This window comes from Bacillus cereus group sp. N6 (assembly GCF_016483705.1).
Classification (GTDB): domain Bacteria; phylum Bacillota; class Bacilli; order Bacillales; family Bacillaceae_G; genus Bacillus_A; species Bacillus_A wiedmannii.
This window is the reverse complement of record NZ_JAEHBI010000004.1, coordinates 100951-116125: the sequence shown is the minus strand read 5'-3', so window position 1 is coordinate 116125 and position 15175 is coordinate 100951. Positions and strand designations below refer to the sequence as shown.

The following is a 15175-nucleotide window of genomic DNA, read 5'->3' as shown; positions in this document are numbered from 1 at the left end:
TTGGTTTTTTTAGTTTTTTGTCCTAGGCTGCGATGCGCGAACATCGTGGCCTATTTTTTTTGTGTTTTTAAGGTTAATCTATGTAAAATTTGTCGAATGGGTATTGACAAATTTGATTTAATACTGTTGATTTTCCTTAATTTCATCATACAAGGGATAAAAAGCGATTGCAATAACCTTTTTTGAGATTATTTTCCTCGGTTTTTTGATGACAAAAATGTCATTTTAGCCAAAAAAAGCATATTAACATTGTTGATGTATTATTTATTCGACAAATTAGGATATATTTTCATATGCCACATGAATGAAATATGTCGATAATGTCATTTATCTGAAAGGTGGGAATTTTTAATGAGATACGATTCTTCGTAATCAGGTGGGGGCTAACGCCCCTACTTTTTTTGCATTTCCTGATGTTTGCAAATATTTATGAAAGGTGGTGGTGCTTTTGATAAAATTACTAGCATTTTTCAAATCAAGTGCTTATGTTACCTACATTAAGCAAACATCAGGAGGAAGTATTTTTGGAAAACCTTAATATCACTATTTACACAATAAACAGCGCAGAAGGAGAAAAGGTTGCAGAAAAATTAGCAAAGTATGATTTGATAGCAACAATTAAACACATTGTACGCGATCGTTTTACTTTTACTGAGTTCAAAGCTTTGTTAGCGTTAACAGACGATGGGTTAGATGATTTATTAACTCAACGTGGAAGCACTATTGATTTCCTTACAGAACAAGGGATTGAGCTTGATGATTTAACATTACGTGAAGCATACAATGTCATTCTTCAAAATCCAAAGTTGCTCAAAACAACCATCTTGACAGATTGGAACAGGATTGCGTATGGTCTAAACGGCGCGAAGATGTTCCTTCCTCGACACGTAAGAAAACAAGAGCAACTAAAGATGTACGCTAAACCAGAAGCACAAGTCGAGTATGAAGAAGCTAGTTGAACATAAAGGGGAGTTGATCCTGTGCAACAACTTACTAATAAACTCGACTCAACTGAAATCTTTCAAACCATTTCTAAGACTAGTATGGTTGAGGATATAATCAACAACCTTGTTAGTTATCCGACATTACATGCAATAAAGATACGTAAAGGATCATTCATCAACTATGAACAATATAAAGTGTTCTTGGCGAATGCACCAAAGTTTAAAAATCGTTTACAGCATTATTTTGCATTGTATTGTCATAAAAATGGATTTGCATCCAAACTTAAAGAAGAATATATCTCCGTTAGAGGTTACTACGTTGAAAAGAAAAACTTTCTCGTATGTCTAGAAGGGGAAGAATTGATAACTATCTATGCAGAACTAAAGCCAGTAACAAATAAGGATTCTGTAGCAGGTCTTTATCATTGGGAGGATAAGTTGAATGAGTTACGAACTGATGTTAATACCAATGGACTATAAAAAACATCTAAAAGGTGAAGGGTCAAAAGCTATTTCTAGTTGTATTATGTGCGATTACGAACTTGCTTTAATCGATGAGTTCACCAATGTAGCGGGTATGCCACAATCGCATACGGACTATGAAGGTATTTTTAGTGTTTGTCCGCAATGTACAACACCACACTTAGAGTTATTAAGTGGAGTGGTAGATTTCAAAGGACCTGTTTTGATTGGGTGGGAATAAGCTCACCGCATCAGCGGTCTCTTTTTTTTGACCTGTTTTAGTAGATTCTAGTGGATTTCGGGATAAAAAGTTAGAGTCTAGTTCATTACTAAAATCCCAAAAAAATATCAAAATCAAAAAAAACTATTGAAAAAACCAAAACTAATGGTTTCGATGAAGGAGTAATTAAATGACAAACATGTTAGACGTAATTTATGCAGATACAAAATTAGAGGTACCAGCTAACACTGATATGAAGGCGTTAGAAGCAGCTATGATTGAGAATTTTCCTGAATTGAAGAATCCGACAATCACGCGAGAAGGCAATACGATTACTTTTACAGCTAAAGCAGGTACAAAAGGAGCAGATACTATGGAAATGTTAGATGTAGTTTACGCAGATACTAAATTGGAGGTTCCAGCCAACACAGACATGAAAGCATTAGAAGCAGCGATGATCGAGAACTTTCCAGAACTAAAAAACCCAACTATTACTCGTGAGGGGAACACAGTAACATTTACTGCAAAAGCCGGAACTAAAGGCTCCGACATGCTTGATGTTATCTATGCAGATACGAAGTTAGAAGTTCCAGCGGATACTGACATGATGGCTTTAGAAGCTGCAATGATCGAGAACTTCCCTGAATTAAAGAACCCTACGGTAACTCGTGAAGGGAACACAATTACTTTCACTGCAAAGGCCGGAACTAAAGGTTCTGATATGTTAGAGGTTGTCTATGCGGACACTAAGCTAGATGTGCCAGCAGATACTGATATGAAAGCACTGGAAGCAGCTATGATTGAAAACTTCCCAGAGTTAAAGAATCCGACTATTACTCGCGAAGGAAACGTTGTTACTTTCACTGCAAAAGCTGGAACTAAAGGCAATGTTGTTCCGTTTGTCCGTAAGTTTGCTATTGGTTTAGCTAAAGTAGCTTAGTAGATTTAAGGGGAAACTAACATTTTTTCCTTCTATCCACTAAAAACAAATGAAATAAATCATTTTCTAGGGGAAACTAGTTTAATACACTGGTTTCCCTCATATTTTGTTTGAATTTAATAGATTGAGAGGTTTGCAGAATGGAAGAACCAGTTGTTTTAACTGTTCAAGCTGAATCTGTTGTTGAAACTGAAACCACTTCAGAAGATAAAGTATCTCCCCTACTGCCTTTACCAATGAGGGTTATGCAAAGTTTTGAAGTAGTTCAAGAGTCTAACTTCTGGCCATCTGAAGTCACATCAGTAGTTAGTAATTTAATGGCACCATCAACATTCGAAGAGTTCGGAGCAATCTTAAATAACACAACATCAAACTCCATCAATAGCATGGATCAGACCATACAGGCACATAACAAGAATTATCGTGGATACTTATCCGAACTTGATAAAACGCCAAATGTCTTCTCCTTCGATGTTGATTATATTTAATGGGAAAGGAGAGTTTGGATGATTATTAATAATGATGTCCAATTTCGCCGAGGAATATTCAATATATTATTCACTTTAAAATCACACCTGAGAGGTAATGAGTTTAATGAGATTATTGAAGAACTTCAGGGAAAACTGGAACAACTTCCTGCTAATGATTTGGAGCAATCGAAGCAGTTTTTCTTTGAGGTAACAAATAAAATAATGCAAGGTCTTTCGGATTACTACAACATTGCTCATGAGCAAGTTAATGGTGATGTAGTTCATGGTGATGTCTTCACTTTAAAAATGGATGAAAATACATCAGAAATGATAGAGACCTACAATAAATATAAAAACATGGCTCGTTTTAGAGACTCGTTTCTTCAGTCATACAATTATGATTTCTGGAGGAGATTCCGTGCTAATTACTACAATCCACGAATTAGTGATGTATGTACAGCAGGGGAAGATAAAAGTCTTGTTTTTAGAACGAATGAGATTCCAGCTATAGGGCCGCTATTCTTACCAAAAGACAGAAATGGTAAGCCTGTTGGAGTTACGACTGAATTTCAGTATTTTAGTAATTTAATAAGTAGGGTGAATTCAGAAAAGAAATATATCGATGATCTTCGTGAGGATTATGAAACATTAAACAAAGCAGTTAAAGCTTTTGATGAGCGACTTCAAGCATCTCTTCGTGAAGAACATATTCGTTTTGGAATTATTCATCTTAAAGAGATTCTTTCCAAAATTGTTATCCCGGTTGCGTTGATTGAGGATGATGAATTACGTGAACTATGTAAAAAACATAACCGTCAGGTATTTGTTAAAACACCTACACTAGATGACTTAATGTATATTGGTTCGTCCGTACATATCTATTCGTCGCATGATATAAGCGATGATTCTAGTTATGTAGCTAAGCCAATTATGATTTCTGAAACACTTCCAACTGATACGGAAGAGTTAAAGTATCTAGGTGTTGGTCAATACACGGGTTATGACGATGAATCACCGCGTAGTTTAGAAGGGGCAAACCCATTCATTATCAACAACAACATCTTTGTTAAGGCTTCTTATGAAGACTTCCTCGCACTTATCCCTGAGGAATTAGTGGAAGATATGGGAATCTGTAAGAATCTAGTGGATTCTTTAGATAACCCAGTGGAAGATATTCAATTAGAAGAAAATGAAACTCTTAAGTCTATTATTGACACTATCAAGGAAGATCAAACATTGGATTACAAGAAAATCATCGACGATTTCATGGCTTCTTCTACATATTTCGAGAATGAAGAAGACAAGGAGACAGGACCAGTGTTTATTCATGCTGCTGAGTATCAATTTGAGAAAAGCAATCTGTCATTCAATAGAGAACTTCTAAAGAAAACGGGTAGACATCCAAATGGTTATCTTATTCTTAAAGATAACACAGGCAATCATGCGGGCATTCGAATGAATGAAGAGGGAATAAGTGAAATTTATATCAATACTGATATTGATAAGATCTTTAAAGCCCTTCAATTGAACGCTGGACTCTACACGATTTATTCTTTCAGACACAGAGAGATGTCAAGGCAAAGAGCTATTCTTACAATGCAACATTACACAGGATAACTTGGAGGAGAAAATATGGTTACACCAAAAACTACGATTGTCTTAGAGCCAGAAAAAGTAACTGTAGAGACGGTTAACAAAGATGGTATCAAAGCAATTAAAAATACAAACATCGAAACAATTCAGCAAATCTTCATGAAAGAACAAGCAATGGAAACGCCGTTGCTTCCTTCTCAATGGGGAGTTGTTAAGTATTATCGTAAAAATCACTATGAAGGATATGTGCTAACGACACCACCAACAGAGCGTGTTGTTAAATTTGATATTGGGCGTAGTAGTGGGTTACCTACTGAAGTTACTCTACCAATTCCACCTATGTTGTGGGTTTTCGAGGTAATGACAGATCCGAACGGTAAAAAGAAATTAACTCACTCGATAACTTACGTTCTAAAGCATGAACTTCTGTCATTAAAAGACAAGGTATTACATGCACCATTTTGTAATATTGGTACGAGTCATGGTATTTGTTGGGGTAGAACTCTACCTGAGGTACCTGTTCCTAAATCAATTCAAAGTATTCCGGCTCGATTCTTTTCACAGCCGTTTAACTATGATTTATCAGGTAATCGTGTAAAACCATTTGAATGGACACATCCTAATGGGAACACTGAAAATACAGAATCGGCTATTTATCACATGATAAACGAAGCCAATAAGCTAAAAGCTGCTAAAGAAGCAGGGGAGGCATACTCTTATCCGTTTGACTCGTTAAAACCAGCTGGGACAATGGACGTAGACACTGCAATCAAAACATATTTACCGGGGATATTCCGTTAGTTTTTAATGGAATGTACGTTAATTTATTAGAAATTAATAGATTCCCCTAGATTATAGTGTATTACCATTGTTAGTAGGGGAATCTGTTGTTTTCTGATTTATACTAGTGTATAAAACTATCTTTGATAGAAAAAGAAAAGAACGGGAGAAAAGATAATGACACTTAATCTTACAAATCTACTAGCGAGTCAAGTAACAGGGTATCTTGCTTACAATGACCATTACAACACAGACACTTTGAAAAAGATTAATTACGTTACTGCAGCAAACGGATTATTCCGTGTTGAAAAAACACCAATTGCTATTTTTAAGGTAAAGGTTCAAGAATACAAGAAACCAATTCCAGGTTTAAAGACAATGGAAGAAGGTCCAGAACTTCTTGTTCCAAAGATTCCATTTAAATTTTTACAAATGGCACTAAGCTTCTATTTAGATGTTTATGAAAAAGATAAAACAGAAGCATCATTATTGTTCTTCTGGAACAAAGACAATAAACGTTTACCTGATGTGTATTCTGATAACTCACCGGTTAAGGGATTAATGTCTGAAGGACAACTTGTTGTTTATGTGCCACGTCAAGAAAACCAAGGTGGTCTTTCTGAGTTTCATAAAGATCCAGTAGTAGATTGGTTAAGAACTAATCTTTGCATTCTTTGCGAAACACACAGTCACCATACGATGAACGCTTATTTTAGTAGCACTGATAATGCGAATGAAAATGCTACACAGTTTTATGGAGTATGGGGCTACATCACAAATCAACAACCAAAATTTGCGTTCCGTTATGTAAGTGGTGATGCAAAAATTGAAATTAATCCGGATGTATTATTTGAATGGCCAATGGCAACGACGACTACGACAGAAGTTATTACTTTTGAAGATGAAACTTTAGAACCAGTAACTTCTATCAATCAAGAACATCATATGTTTAAAGGACCATTCAAGAAACTTGACTACCCTGCTGAATGGATGGGTCAACATACTGCAAAAAGAATTGTACCAGCGTTACCTACAATAGGCGGACGAGGAACTTTTCCCCGCAGCAATAGATATGTCTCCCGTTTCGATGGAGGACTTGACCAAATCGGATGGGATTTTGAACACGATCCGAATGCATTTAACCCAGCTTTTGAAGAAGATCTTTCTTCGGGATTAATGTCAGGTCATACAATTACAGGTTCAGGTTTTGAAGGTGCTGAAGTGATTCAGTTCATGAACTTAGCTGATGAAAAAAATAAATTAGATATTCGAGACAATATTTACGATTTGTGCTCGGAATATGAACGACATGGTTATTCACAAGTAATTGAATCTACCATTCATGGCATGAAACAAAATGCAATTTAATAAATGTGTGCGGGGCTAACGCCCCGACACTTTATGCTATACAGGAAGGGAGAAAAATAATGGCATTCCAATTAAATTTAGAACCAACTTTTACGTTAAATACTAGCTATCAAATGGCAAAAGTTTTTGTTGTTGTTGGCGCTGGTGGTACAGGTGGTTACTTTATTCCAAACTTAGCACGACAAATTTCTATTACCAATAAACTACGTCGCATTGAGCGATTACCAGAACACAAATTAATTGTTGTGGATGCTGACGAAGTATCACTTTCTAATCTTAATCGTCAAAACTTTGTTGAGAAAGATCTTGATAGTAATAAAGCAGAAGTATTAGCTACTAGATACGGAGTTGCTTTCCAGACAAATATTCAATTCCTAGACCAATACATTACTTCTACTAAGATGTTAGAAGATATCGTAATTGCTAGCTGTAATGACATTAACACTCAGATTCCAGTTCTTGTTGATTGCGTGGATAACAACAAAACTCGTGTCTTCATTCATGAAGCAGTTCAAAGCTTGAAAAAGAAAATGCGTGGTATTTATTCTTTAAGTAGTGGTAATGAATTCTTAAACGGTCAGGTTGTTTGTGGTTTCGTTCCTGGGAAAATCTATAACCAAGGTGGATATGGAGACAACAACTGGTTCCGCACACCAACAGTTACAGAAATGTTTCCAGAGATTCTTGAAGGTGGAGATAAGCTTCCAACTGAATTAAGTTGTGATGAAGCAGCTGTATCACATCCACAAAATATCATGACAAACATCAATGCTGCTACTGAACTATTTAAGTTTGCCAATATCTTATTAACAGCTAATACAGAGAACAAAGAGCTTCCCGGCTTAAAATACTTTGCAGTTACTTTTGATACACAGCAAGGTACTACTCGCACGTTCCTAAATAAGAAGAGTGTAATCGATGAATTTATTGCTTAATTCAAATCAGCAGATGGCTCAGGATTTTAGCCATCTGTTTTTTTCTTTTGAAGAACACATGGAACGCGGGGAGCAAGACAAAGCAAAAGAAATTTCTAAAAAGCAAGATACGCTATTGAAAGAACTTAAAGAAAATGGCTATGATGTAGGCGCTCTGTTAGAAGAGTTAAAAACAAGAAAAGCATTCAGAAAGAATTATGAAACTATTATTGTTTTTACTGATGGTGGTGTAAGAAATAATCATGATGTTAGTCAAGAGTCTATCGCTGCAAGTGCATTTGCTATTTATGGTGATCAGAAGATGTTAACACATGAATCTTCTTTTATTGGTGATTCCATTCAGTTACCTTCTGGTGAAAAGATTGATATTAATTCTACATTTGCTGAGTATCATGGATTACTTCAAGCATTACTATTTGTAGAGAAGTATAGGGCTTCAGCTAAAAGAATAATATTTCTTACTGATTGTGCATCAATGGTGCAACACATTCAACAAAAGCTACCACAACAAAGAGTATTTAAAGAATATGTTTTAGATTTAATTAGTAAACTAGATACTATCCCTAATGTAGAGTTAAAGCACATACCAAGAGAGCATAATAAGATCACAGACGGGCTTGTTAACCAACTCTTAGATAAATATGAAAGGGGCGAATATACATGCAATTAACAAATGAAGAAGCAGCTAAGTTAATGAAACAGATACAACCACATATTAGTGGATTCTCCTACATTCTTCAGAAAGATGGAGAAGACGGGCAAGAAGTGGTTTGTGGTGGGAAAATTAAACTTGTTTTTGACATGTATAAATACAATGACCAAACAGAAGGCGATCTTTCCTATGTAACAATTGAAGATGGTCTTGGTGAATTACTCATTCTAGTACCTGGTGTTTTATGGAGGAAACTTGGAGCCAAGAAAGGTGACGTTGTAATTGCAAGTGGAAAACTATTTGCTTTAAAAAGAGAATGCAAATTCAAATCAAAAGCAGACACAGATATTATTGTATCCCACGGATATGAACCTTTTCGTGTACTAGTTAGAGAGATTAAGATACTACCAGAAGAAGGCGCTGAATAGCGTCTTTTTTATTTACCAAAAAATTTAAGAATACTATTTTCTCCTGACCTATTGACTTTTCATTTTTAAATGGTTTTGTTTGTACAAGTGAAAAGAGAATAACAGTCGAACGCCCTTCAATCGACTTGAAATAAGAGGTAAGGTGAGCTGAGCCACTGCATAAAATCAGCGTACTCTCCATTAGTCAAGGAATTTCCGCTGTTTACGTCCGGGAGAGGAGTCTTAGAGGGGTGACGACAACCTCTTGCAGAGAAAGGTCGGGTGGAGTCCTGGTTCTTACGAGAACGTAGCTTACGGACAATACAATGTTGGGCAGGATTAACATTGTGTTCGTATGAAGGGAAACCTTATGTAAAAACGGCGGTGACTCATAATCTCTCAGGTACTTATACAAAAGTAAAAGTGTCATTACATTTATCCTATCCTACATGTTGAAGTCTTATCTTTGGCAGTAGGGTAGGTATATTATGATCTACTACAACTCGGCAGCTAACCAAAAGTATAAGTATCTGGGTAGATGTCATCTATAAAGTTTTTGTCATCCATTTAGGTTATCGACTACTTCATAAAAGACAGTCATCAAAAATAGAAATACAGTCGGTAATCTAAAAGACTACAAAAACCAAGAAACAGTAAACCAAATCATGAGGGAGATGAACAGGTTGACAACTGAAGAATTAGAACCGGTAGAAGGTATTCTTCCGGATGTAGTACCAGATGTAGTTGTTCCTGATGTATCTGATTTCCTTATTGGAGGAAGCAAGTACATCTTAGATCCTAGTACTTTAAAAACACAAGAAGACGTCCTAAACGTTATTAAGCATTTCTCAACTAGAGTAGAGCTTCATGTGTTTGACATTGTAGGTATCGAACGCTATGTAAAACCCGTAACAAATACTCAAACACACTAAGAGATAACTCAGGAGGAATTTAATTATGAAAACATTAACATTAACTAAAGAATATATCGAATCAGTAGCAAAGTCTTTAATCCATGCAACTCCACAAGAAGTATTAGACTTCAAAGCATTAATGGAAGTTCACCCACAAGGCGAAGAAATTGTTGCAGCACTTAACGAAGTAGGCCCTCGTCTTATTGTTGAGGCATTACTTGAAACATTATTCTCTTCAGTAGAAGAAGTTGTTCATGAAGAAGCGAAACCAGAACCTACACCTGCTGTAAAATCAGTTTCTCAATTCTCTACTCAAGAACTTGCTAACTTCATTCGTCAACAAGCTCCAAAAGCAGAGATTGACCCAGTAATTATTCCTTACATTAAAGCAGAACCACAAGTTGATGTTACTGCTTCTATTAAAGAGCAACTTAATTACAAAAAACTTGTAGAAGGTATTAAAGCTCAAGCTGAATCTAAGCCAGCGTTTGACCTTTCTGCTCATATTAAAGGACAAGTAGAAGAGCAACAAGTTGCTAAAACAACTGAAGATAAAATCAAAGGCATTCTTAATACAATCGTTGAGGATATCATTAATGACGATGCTGCTGGCGAAGTAATCAGCTTAGATCCTCAAGTAATTGAAGTATATGAAGTTTTATTCGCAAGTGCTTTCTATGCAAAAGCGAATGAATTAGGTTTTACAGAGCCTGTAGAATATGCTCATGAATACACGGCTTACATCTTAACTTCACTTGCTTCTTACTTAGTTGAAGAAGAAGGTTTCGAACTTTCATTCAATGTAGTAGAAGGTAAAGTAGTAGCTGGATTAGTTTAATACCATGCTAATGAAAAATATAGGGTAGTTAATTCTACCCTAGTTTTTCTGGAAGGAGAGAAGTATATGGATGATAAGTTTCTTATCCAAGCCCTTTTGTATGGGATTAATCAATTAGCAACTAAGCAATTAACACAAATAGACGCAGGTAAAGATGTTCTCATCTCTTCTATGAAGGTTTTAGATGTTGGCAAGGAAATAGTTGTACCTAAGTTGTTTAAAAGGGAAGCTTCATCTTGTTATGACATAAGCAATCACAGAATGATTAATAACTTTCCTTTATTGTGCGAAGTGTTAACTGTTTATCTAAGGAAAAAGAAAGAATTAACCGCTGAAGGTAGAGTTAAGCGTGAAGAAATGTTTAAGTATCGTCACAATGGGAATTCTACACTGCCTTTACAGTTTCATGACTTCTTCATAGTAGAGCAAGCATATATGTTTTCATCAGCGTATCTTGATTCATCTGATGAGTATGTTTACGAATACGACGGTCTTGTTGAATTAAGCGCATTAGTCGCGATTTATCTCTTTGAAAATATGACACGAGAAAATGAGTATAACTATTATGGGATTTGTACCAAGATGAATGAAAACCCAGGTGGTCTCTATAAGTTCAAAAGTGAAACAAATGTTGTGTCATATATCAATAGCATAGTAGCAAATATTAATGGTATTGATGAATACGAAGAAGATGATGAAGATGAAGACGAGGACGAAGAAGAATGACGATGACACTCACGAATAACAGAATGATACCTTTCGCACATTTACATTTACATACACCAGAAGGTAGTTTGTTAGATGGATTCTGTCGTATTGATCCAATGATAAAATTAGCTCAAGAATTCGGTATGGATTCAATTGGTGTAAGTGATCATGGTACGTGTTTCGCACATATTCAGTTCTACAAAAAATGCAAGGCAGCAGGTATTCATCCGGTTCTTGGAATGGAAGGATACATCGCCCCTAGAAAACAGTGGAAAAAAGCAGATTTTGATAGAATCAACTACACTGATGTTGCGTATCGTACAAAAGAAGAACTGGCTAAATTAGAAAGTGAAGAATATATAGCTTTTGAAAAGAAGCAAAGAGATTCTTTCACTAAAGGTAAAACTACGAAGCCTGAACATATTGAGTTCTTGGCGAAGTTATATGAAAAGGATCCAGTAGCGTTTGACGCACTGAAAAAATCTACTCGTTGGTATTTATCAGGAAAGCAAGATGACAAACAAAAGCGTTTATTTGAATGGTCTCCTAGAATAGCTCACTTGCTTATGATTGCTAAAAACAATGAAGGTTATCAAAACCTAATTAAATTAACAACGATTGGTTCTGTAGAAGGATTCTACGGAAAACCTCGATTCGATTATGGTGACATTAAGAAGTATGGTAAAGGAATTATTGCAACTTCATCTTGTCTTGGTGGAACAATTCCACAATTAATTCGTAGAGGTAAATTCCGTGTTGCAAAGAACCACATTAAGTTCTACAAAAAATGTTTTGATGAATTCTATCTTGAAATTCAGCCTAGCACAATGCAGGAACAAATTCTTGTAAATAATGTTTTGATAGAGTGGTCAAAAGAATTAGACGTTCCTTTAGTAGCAACTTCAGATGCACATATGTTACGTCCTGAAGATCGTCCGGTTCATAAAGCAATTACCTCTATCAATAAAGGTAAAGGTGAAGATGAATCAGATATCGACGTTTATGAGCATTGTGTATTCTATTCTGCTGAAGAAATGTTAGCGATGGGAATGCCTGAAGAAGCATTGATCAATGCTTATAACATAGCTCATTCTTGTCATGTTGATTTAGATGAATCAAGCATTAAGTATCCAGAGTTTGAAGTACCAGATGACTTCGATTTCGATAGTTATTTAGCTCATATTTCAAATAAGGGCTTAATGGAGAAAATTGCAGAGGGTAACTTTGTAGGGAAAAACTTCTACAAAATGTATAGAAAATATAAACGAAGACTTGATTATGAGCTAGAAGTAATTAAAAACAAAAACATCAGTGCTTATATGTTAATAGTTTGGGATTATATTAACTTTGCAAAACGTAATGATATTTTAGTAGGTCCTGGTCGGGGTTCAGCTGCAGGTTCACTTGTAGCATACGTCACAGGTATTACTAACTTAGATCCGATTCGTTACAATCTATTATTTGAACGTTTCATTAATCCGGAACGCCCTGGTTTCCCAGATATAGATACCGATTTCGATTACTTAAGACGACATGAAGTAATTGAATACGTAACTAAGAAATATGGTGCAGATAAAGTAGCACAGATTGCAACGTTTGGTACTTTGTCTACTAAGTCAGCATTAAAAGATATTGGTCGAGCACTTGGTATTGACCACAATGAAATCAATGAAGTAAACAAATATATTCCTTCTCATCAAGGTAAAGTAATGCCTATCTCTGAAGCTTTAGAAGAGATTAAAGAAGTGAAGGCTTATGCTAAAAAGTATCCAAGATTATTTGAATTAGCTTTAGAAGTAGAAAGTATGCCACGTACTCAAGGAATTCATGCTTGCGGAATGCTTATTACTGCTGAACCAATTACAAATGAAGTAGCACTTGTAAGAGGAAAAGGCGGAGAAAGTGTTGCGGGATATGATGGCCCTACTTTAGAAGCTAAGGGATATATTAAGTTTGACTTCTTAGGACTTAAAAACTTATCAGTAGTTGAACTTTGCCGAAGAATGGTTGAAGATCGATATGGTTATTTAATTGATGTAGATAATCTGATACCAGAAGACCAAAAAACATTCGATATGATTCAAAGAGGAGAAACGGATGGAATATTCCAGATTGAATCTGATGGAATGAAGAAAATGTTTATGGGTCTAAATAAGGTAGATTTTGAAACATTAATTGCAGGCGTATCATTATATCGCCCGGGTCCGATGGATTATATTCCTAAATATACTGCATTGGCGAATGGTCATGAAGAAGTACCTGAAGTGCATCCTGCTTTTGATGAAATCACGCGGAATACGTTCTCTATTATGATTTACCAAGAACAAGTAATGCAGGTTTCTACTGAGATGGCAGGATATTCAAAAGGAGAGGCAGATGTCCTTAGGAAGGCGGTCGGCAAAAAAAAGATAGAAATCTTAGAGCCAGCATTAGAAGAACTCCATAATCGATTAACACTGAATAACGTACCAGCTCAGGTAGCTACAAAGATTTGTGATGATATACGTCCGTTCGCGGGTTATGCATTTAACCGTTCTCATGCTGCATGTTACGCATATATCGCTTATCAAACTGCTTACCTTAAAGCTAATTACCCTCTAGAGTACATGACTGCATTACTTCAAGTATTCTACACAGAGGAAAATAAGGTTGTTAAATTAGTAAAAGTAATTCGAGATATGGGAATTGAAGTATTACCTCCAGATATTAATCGTTCAGAAATTGGATTTACGATTGATGGTGAGAATGCAATTCGATTTGGACTAGGTGCTATTAAAGGCCTTGGAGAAGCAACGCTAGAAGCGATTCTTGAAGAACGAAAACCAAGAATGGCTCCTGCTGTTCGTGATGCAGATGGATTAGAAACTATAATCTCACAAGAAGAAGCAGATGAAATTGAAGCTACTCCTGATCTTGATATTGTAGTAGGTTCTGTTGCAGTTGGTGGTCCATTTACATCAGCAAAAGATGTAATTAATCGTATTCCTAAGAAGAACTTCAATAAGAAAGCAATAGCATCATTATGTTACTCAGGTGCTTTTGACACCTTAGCTGAAGGGTTATGTAATAACCGCTTTGAATATTTAGCCCATATGTATGATATTCGTGGTGAAGCACCAGATACAGAACTAATTGAACAGATTACAAAGTATACAGACCGTATCAAGTTTGAAAAAGAACGCGAAGTACTTGGATTGTATATTAGTGGTCATGTTCTTGATCGATTAGCTGAACCTACAGATTGGGAAGGATTAGATGATGCCACTCATACTACAATGGTAGCTCTTACAGAAGCACGCGTTATACGCACGAAGAAGGGCGACAACATGGCATTCTTACGAGTTGATACATTAGAGGGTGAACGTAGCTTAACATTGTTCCCGTCCCATTATGAACAGGTAAAAGAGGGGTTAGTTGCAGGAATGATAATGAAGGTTGGTATAAAAGGTCAGATGAACTGGCAACGAAACCAAAAAGATTTCATTATTAATTCGATTACGATTCCGAAGAAAATTAACAAAGATATTTGGAAGCAAATTGAGAAAGATAATGTTCAATTAGGAGTGGCGTAAATATGCTCCAAAAAGAAAAGAAATTGCTTCTAGTTTGGGCTCTAGTACTCGTTATAGAAGCAATATGTTATACAGAGAAACCAACTCAAATAACTCAACTGGCTCTTTCCTTGAGCGTTGTTTTCTTTTTAGCGGTATTACTTGATATCGTTGTTAAACTTATTAGAAATTCAAAGTAATTAGGAGCTAATAAAATGAGTGACTGGGAAGTATTCAAGGAATGGTCAAAACTAGAAGGAACTGATATAGATGATTTCCGTCTTCAATGGGGTCACTTACAGGTACTTCAAAAAAGCTTTGAGAATGATAAGAAGCAAAATGCATTCAATTATCTTAAAGCTATTGAAAATGTTCAATTAGGAGCGGAGTAAA

General features: G+C 35.8%; 17 protein-coding genes. All 17 read left to right on the top strand.

Going from position 1 to position 15175, the window contains the following annotated elements; all coding sequences use genetic code 11:
• Positions 1 to 524: 524 nt before the first annotated feature.
• On the top strand, positions 525 to 959 hold the full coding sequence (locus tag JDS99_RS05490) for an ArsC/Spx/MgsR family protein (RefSeq protein WP_085782789.1): 435 nt from the start codon (positions 525 to 527) through the stop codon (positions 957 to 959).
• Between the two features lie 21 nt (positions 960 to 980).
• On the top strand, positions 981 to 1424 hold the full coding sequence (locus JDS99_RS05485) for a hypothetical protein (RefSeq protein ID WP_139888858.1): 444 nt from the start codon (positions 981 to 983) through the stop codon (positions 1422 to 1424).
• Positions 1387 to 1647 (top strand): hypothetical protein, encoded by a 261-nt coding sequence (locus tag JDS99_RS05480; protein ID WP_199694705.1) that lies wholly within the window; start codon positions 1387 to 1389, stop codon positions 1645 to 1647. Before JDS99_RS05485 ends, JDS99_RS05480 begins: the two co-directional genes overlap by 38 nt.
• A 169-nt stretch (positions 1648 to 1816) precedes the next feature.
• The gene (locus JDS99_RS05475) at positions 1817 to 2566 is read left to right on the top strand and encodes a hypothetical protein (RefSeq protein WP_199694704.1); all 750 of its coding nucleotides are present in this window, start codon (positions 1817 to 1819) and stop codon (positions 2564 to 2566) included.
• A 140-nt stretch (positions 2567 to 2706) separates the two neighbouring features.
• Positions 2707 to 3054, top strand: coding sequence for a hypothetical protein (locus JDS99_RS05470; protein ID WP_085782785.1), 348 nt, complete (start codon positions 2707 to 2709; stop codon positions 3052 to 3054).
• Between the two features lie 18 nt (positions 3055 to 3072).
• Positions 3073 to 4653, top strand: a complete 1581-nt coding sequence (locus JDS99_RS05465; RefSeq protein WP_199694703.1) for a hypothetical protein — start codon at positions 3073 to 3075, stop codon at positions 4651 to 4653.
• 15 nt (positions 4654 to 4668) lie between these two features.
• Complete coding sequence (locus JDS99_RS05460; protein ID WP_199694702.1) at positions 4669 to 5430, top strand: hypothetical protein; 762 nt, start codon at positions 4669 to 4671, stop codon at positions 5428 to 5430.
• A 156-nt stretch (positions 5431 to 5586) separates the two neighbouring features.
• Complete coding sequence (locus JDS99_RS05455) at positions 5587 to 6777, top strand: Mov34/MPN/PAD-1 family protein (RefSeq protein WP_199694701.1); 1191 nt, start codon at positions 5587 to 5589, stop codon at positions 6775 to 6777.
• A gap of 59 nt (positions 6778 to 6836) precedes the next feature.
• Positions 6837 to 7712 carry a ThiF family adenylyltransferase gene (locus JDS99_RS05450; protein ID WP_199694700.1) on the top strand — a complete coding sequence of 292 codons (876 nt, stop codon included), beginning with the start codon at positions 6837 to 6839 and terminating at the stop codon, positions 7710 to 7712.
• Entirely contained in the window at positions 7696 to 8382 is a 687-nt protein-coding gene (locus tag JDS99_RS05445; protein WP_242475663.1) for a reverse transcriptase-like protein, read from the top strand. Before JDS99_RS05450 ends, JDS99_RS05445 begins: the two co-directional genes overlap by 17 nt.
• On the top strand, positions 8373 to 8792 hold the full coding sequence (locus JDS99_RS05440) for a DNA-binding protein (protein ID WP_199694699.1): 420 nt from the start codon (positions 8373 to 8375) through the stop codon (positions 8790 to 8792). Before JDS99_RS05445 ends, JDS99_RS05440 begins: the two co-directional genes overlap by 10 nt.
• Before the next feature lie 653 nt (positions 8793 to 9445).
• A complete protein-coding gene (locus JDS99_RS05435; RefSeq protein ID WP_232357389.1) occupies positions 9446 to 9703 on the top strand; it encodes a hypothetical protein in 258 nt (85 codons plus the stop codon).
• 25 nt (positions 9704 to 9728) lie between these two features.
• A complete protein-coding gene (locus JDS99_RS05430; RefSeq protein ID WP_199694698.1) occupies positions 9729 to 10523 on the top strand; it encodes a hypothetical protein in 795 nt (264 codons plus the stop codon).
• Positions 10524 to 10589: 66 nt separating this feature from the next.
• Positions 10590 to 11249 carry a hypothetical protein gene (locus tag JDS99_RS05425; RefSeq protein ID WP_199694697.1) on the top strand — a complete coding sequence of 220 codons (660 nt, stop codon included), beginning with the start codon at positions 10590 to 10592 and terminating at the stop codon, positions 11247 to 11249.
• On the top strand, positions 11246 to 14803 hold the full coding sequence (locus JDS99_RS05420) for a DNA polymerase III subunit alpha (protein ID WP_242475662.1): 3558 nt from the start codon (positions 11246 to 11248) through the stop codon (positions 14801 to 14803). The genes JDS99_RS05425 and JDS99_RS05420 overlap by 4 nt, the downstream gene beginning before the upstream one ends.
• 2 nt (positions 14804 to 14805) lie before the next feature.
• A complete protein-coding gene (locus tag JDS99_RS05415; protein ID WP_199694696.1) occupies positions 14806 to 14982 on the top strand; it encodes a hypothetical protein in 177 nt (58 codons plus the stop codon).
• A 15-nt stretch (positions 14983 to 14997) separates the two neighbouring features.
• Complete coding sequence (locus tag JDS99_RS05410) at positions 14998 to 15174, top strand: hypothetical protein (RefSeq protein WP_199694695.1); 177 nt, start codon at positions 14998 to 15000, stop codon at positions 15172 to 15174.
• Position 15175: the final 1 nt, after the last annotated feature.

Bases quoted from the DNA above. Each gene is read 5' to 3' on its own strand.
- JDS99_RS05480 (WP_199694705.1), top strand. From the start codon at position 1,387: ATGAGTTACGAACTGATGTTAATACCAATGGACTATAAAAAACATCTA.
- JDS99_RS05475 (WP_199694704.1), top strand. From the start codon at position 1,817: ATGACAAACATGTTAGACGTAATTTATGCAGATACAAAATTAGAGGTA.
- JDS99_RS05470 (WP_085782785.1), top strand. From the start codon at position 2,707: ATGGAAGAACCAGTTGTTTTAACTGTTCAAGCTGAATCTGTTGTTGAA.
- JDS99_RS05465 (WP_199694703.1), top strand. From the start codon at position 3,073: ATGATTATTAATAATGATGTCCAATTTCGCCGAGGAATATTCAATATA.
- JDS99_RS05460 (WP_199694702.1), top strand. From the start codon at position 4,669: ATGGTTACACCAAAAACTACGATTGTCTTAGAGCCAGAAAAAGTAACT.
- JDS99_RS05455 (WP_199694701.1), top strand. From the start codon at position 5,587: ATGACACTTAATCTTACAAATCTACTAGCGAGTCAAGTAACAGGGTAT.
- JDS99_RS05450 (WP_199694700.1), top strand. From the start codon at position 6,837: ATGGCATTCCAATTAAATTTAGAACCAACTTTTACGTTAAATACTAGC.
- JDS99_RS05445 (WP_242475663.1), top strand. From the start codon at position 7,696: ATGAATTTATTGCTTAATTCAAATCAGCAGATGGCTCAGGATTTTAGC.
- JDS99_RS05440 (WP_199694699.1), top strand. From the start codon at position 8,373: ATGCAATTAACAAATGAAGAAGCAGCTAAGTTAATGAAACAGATACAA.
- JDS99_RS05435 (WP_232357389.1), top strand. From the start codon at position 9,446: ATGAACAGGTTGACAACTGAAGAATTAGAACCGGTAGAAGGTATTCTT.
- JDS99_RS05430 (WP_199694698.1), top strand. From the start codon at position 9,729: ATGAAAACATTAACATTAACTAAAGAATATATCGAATCAGTAGCAAAG.
- JDS99_RS05425 (WP_199694697.1), top strand. From the start codon at position 10,590: ATGGATGATAAGTTTCTTATCCAAGCCCTTTTGTATGGGATTAATCAA.
- JDS99_RS05420 (WP_242475662.1), top strand. From the start codon at position 11,246: ATGACGATGACACTCACGAATAACAGAATGATACCTTTCGCACATTTA.
- JDS99_RS05415 (WP_199694696.1), top strand. From the start codon at position 14,806: ATGCTCCAAAAAGAAAAGAAATTGCTTCTAGTTTGGGCTCTAGTACTC.
- JDS99_RS05410 (WP_199694695.1), top strand. From the start codon at position 14,998: ATGAGTGACTGGGAAGTATTCAAGGAATGGTCAAAACTAGAAGGAACT.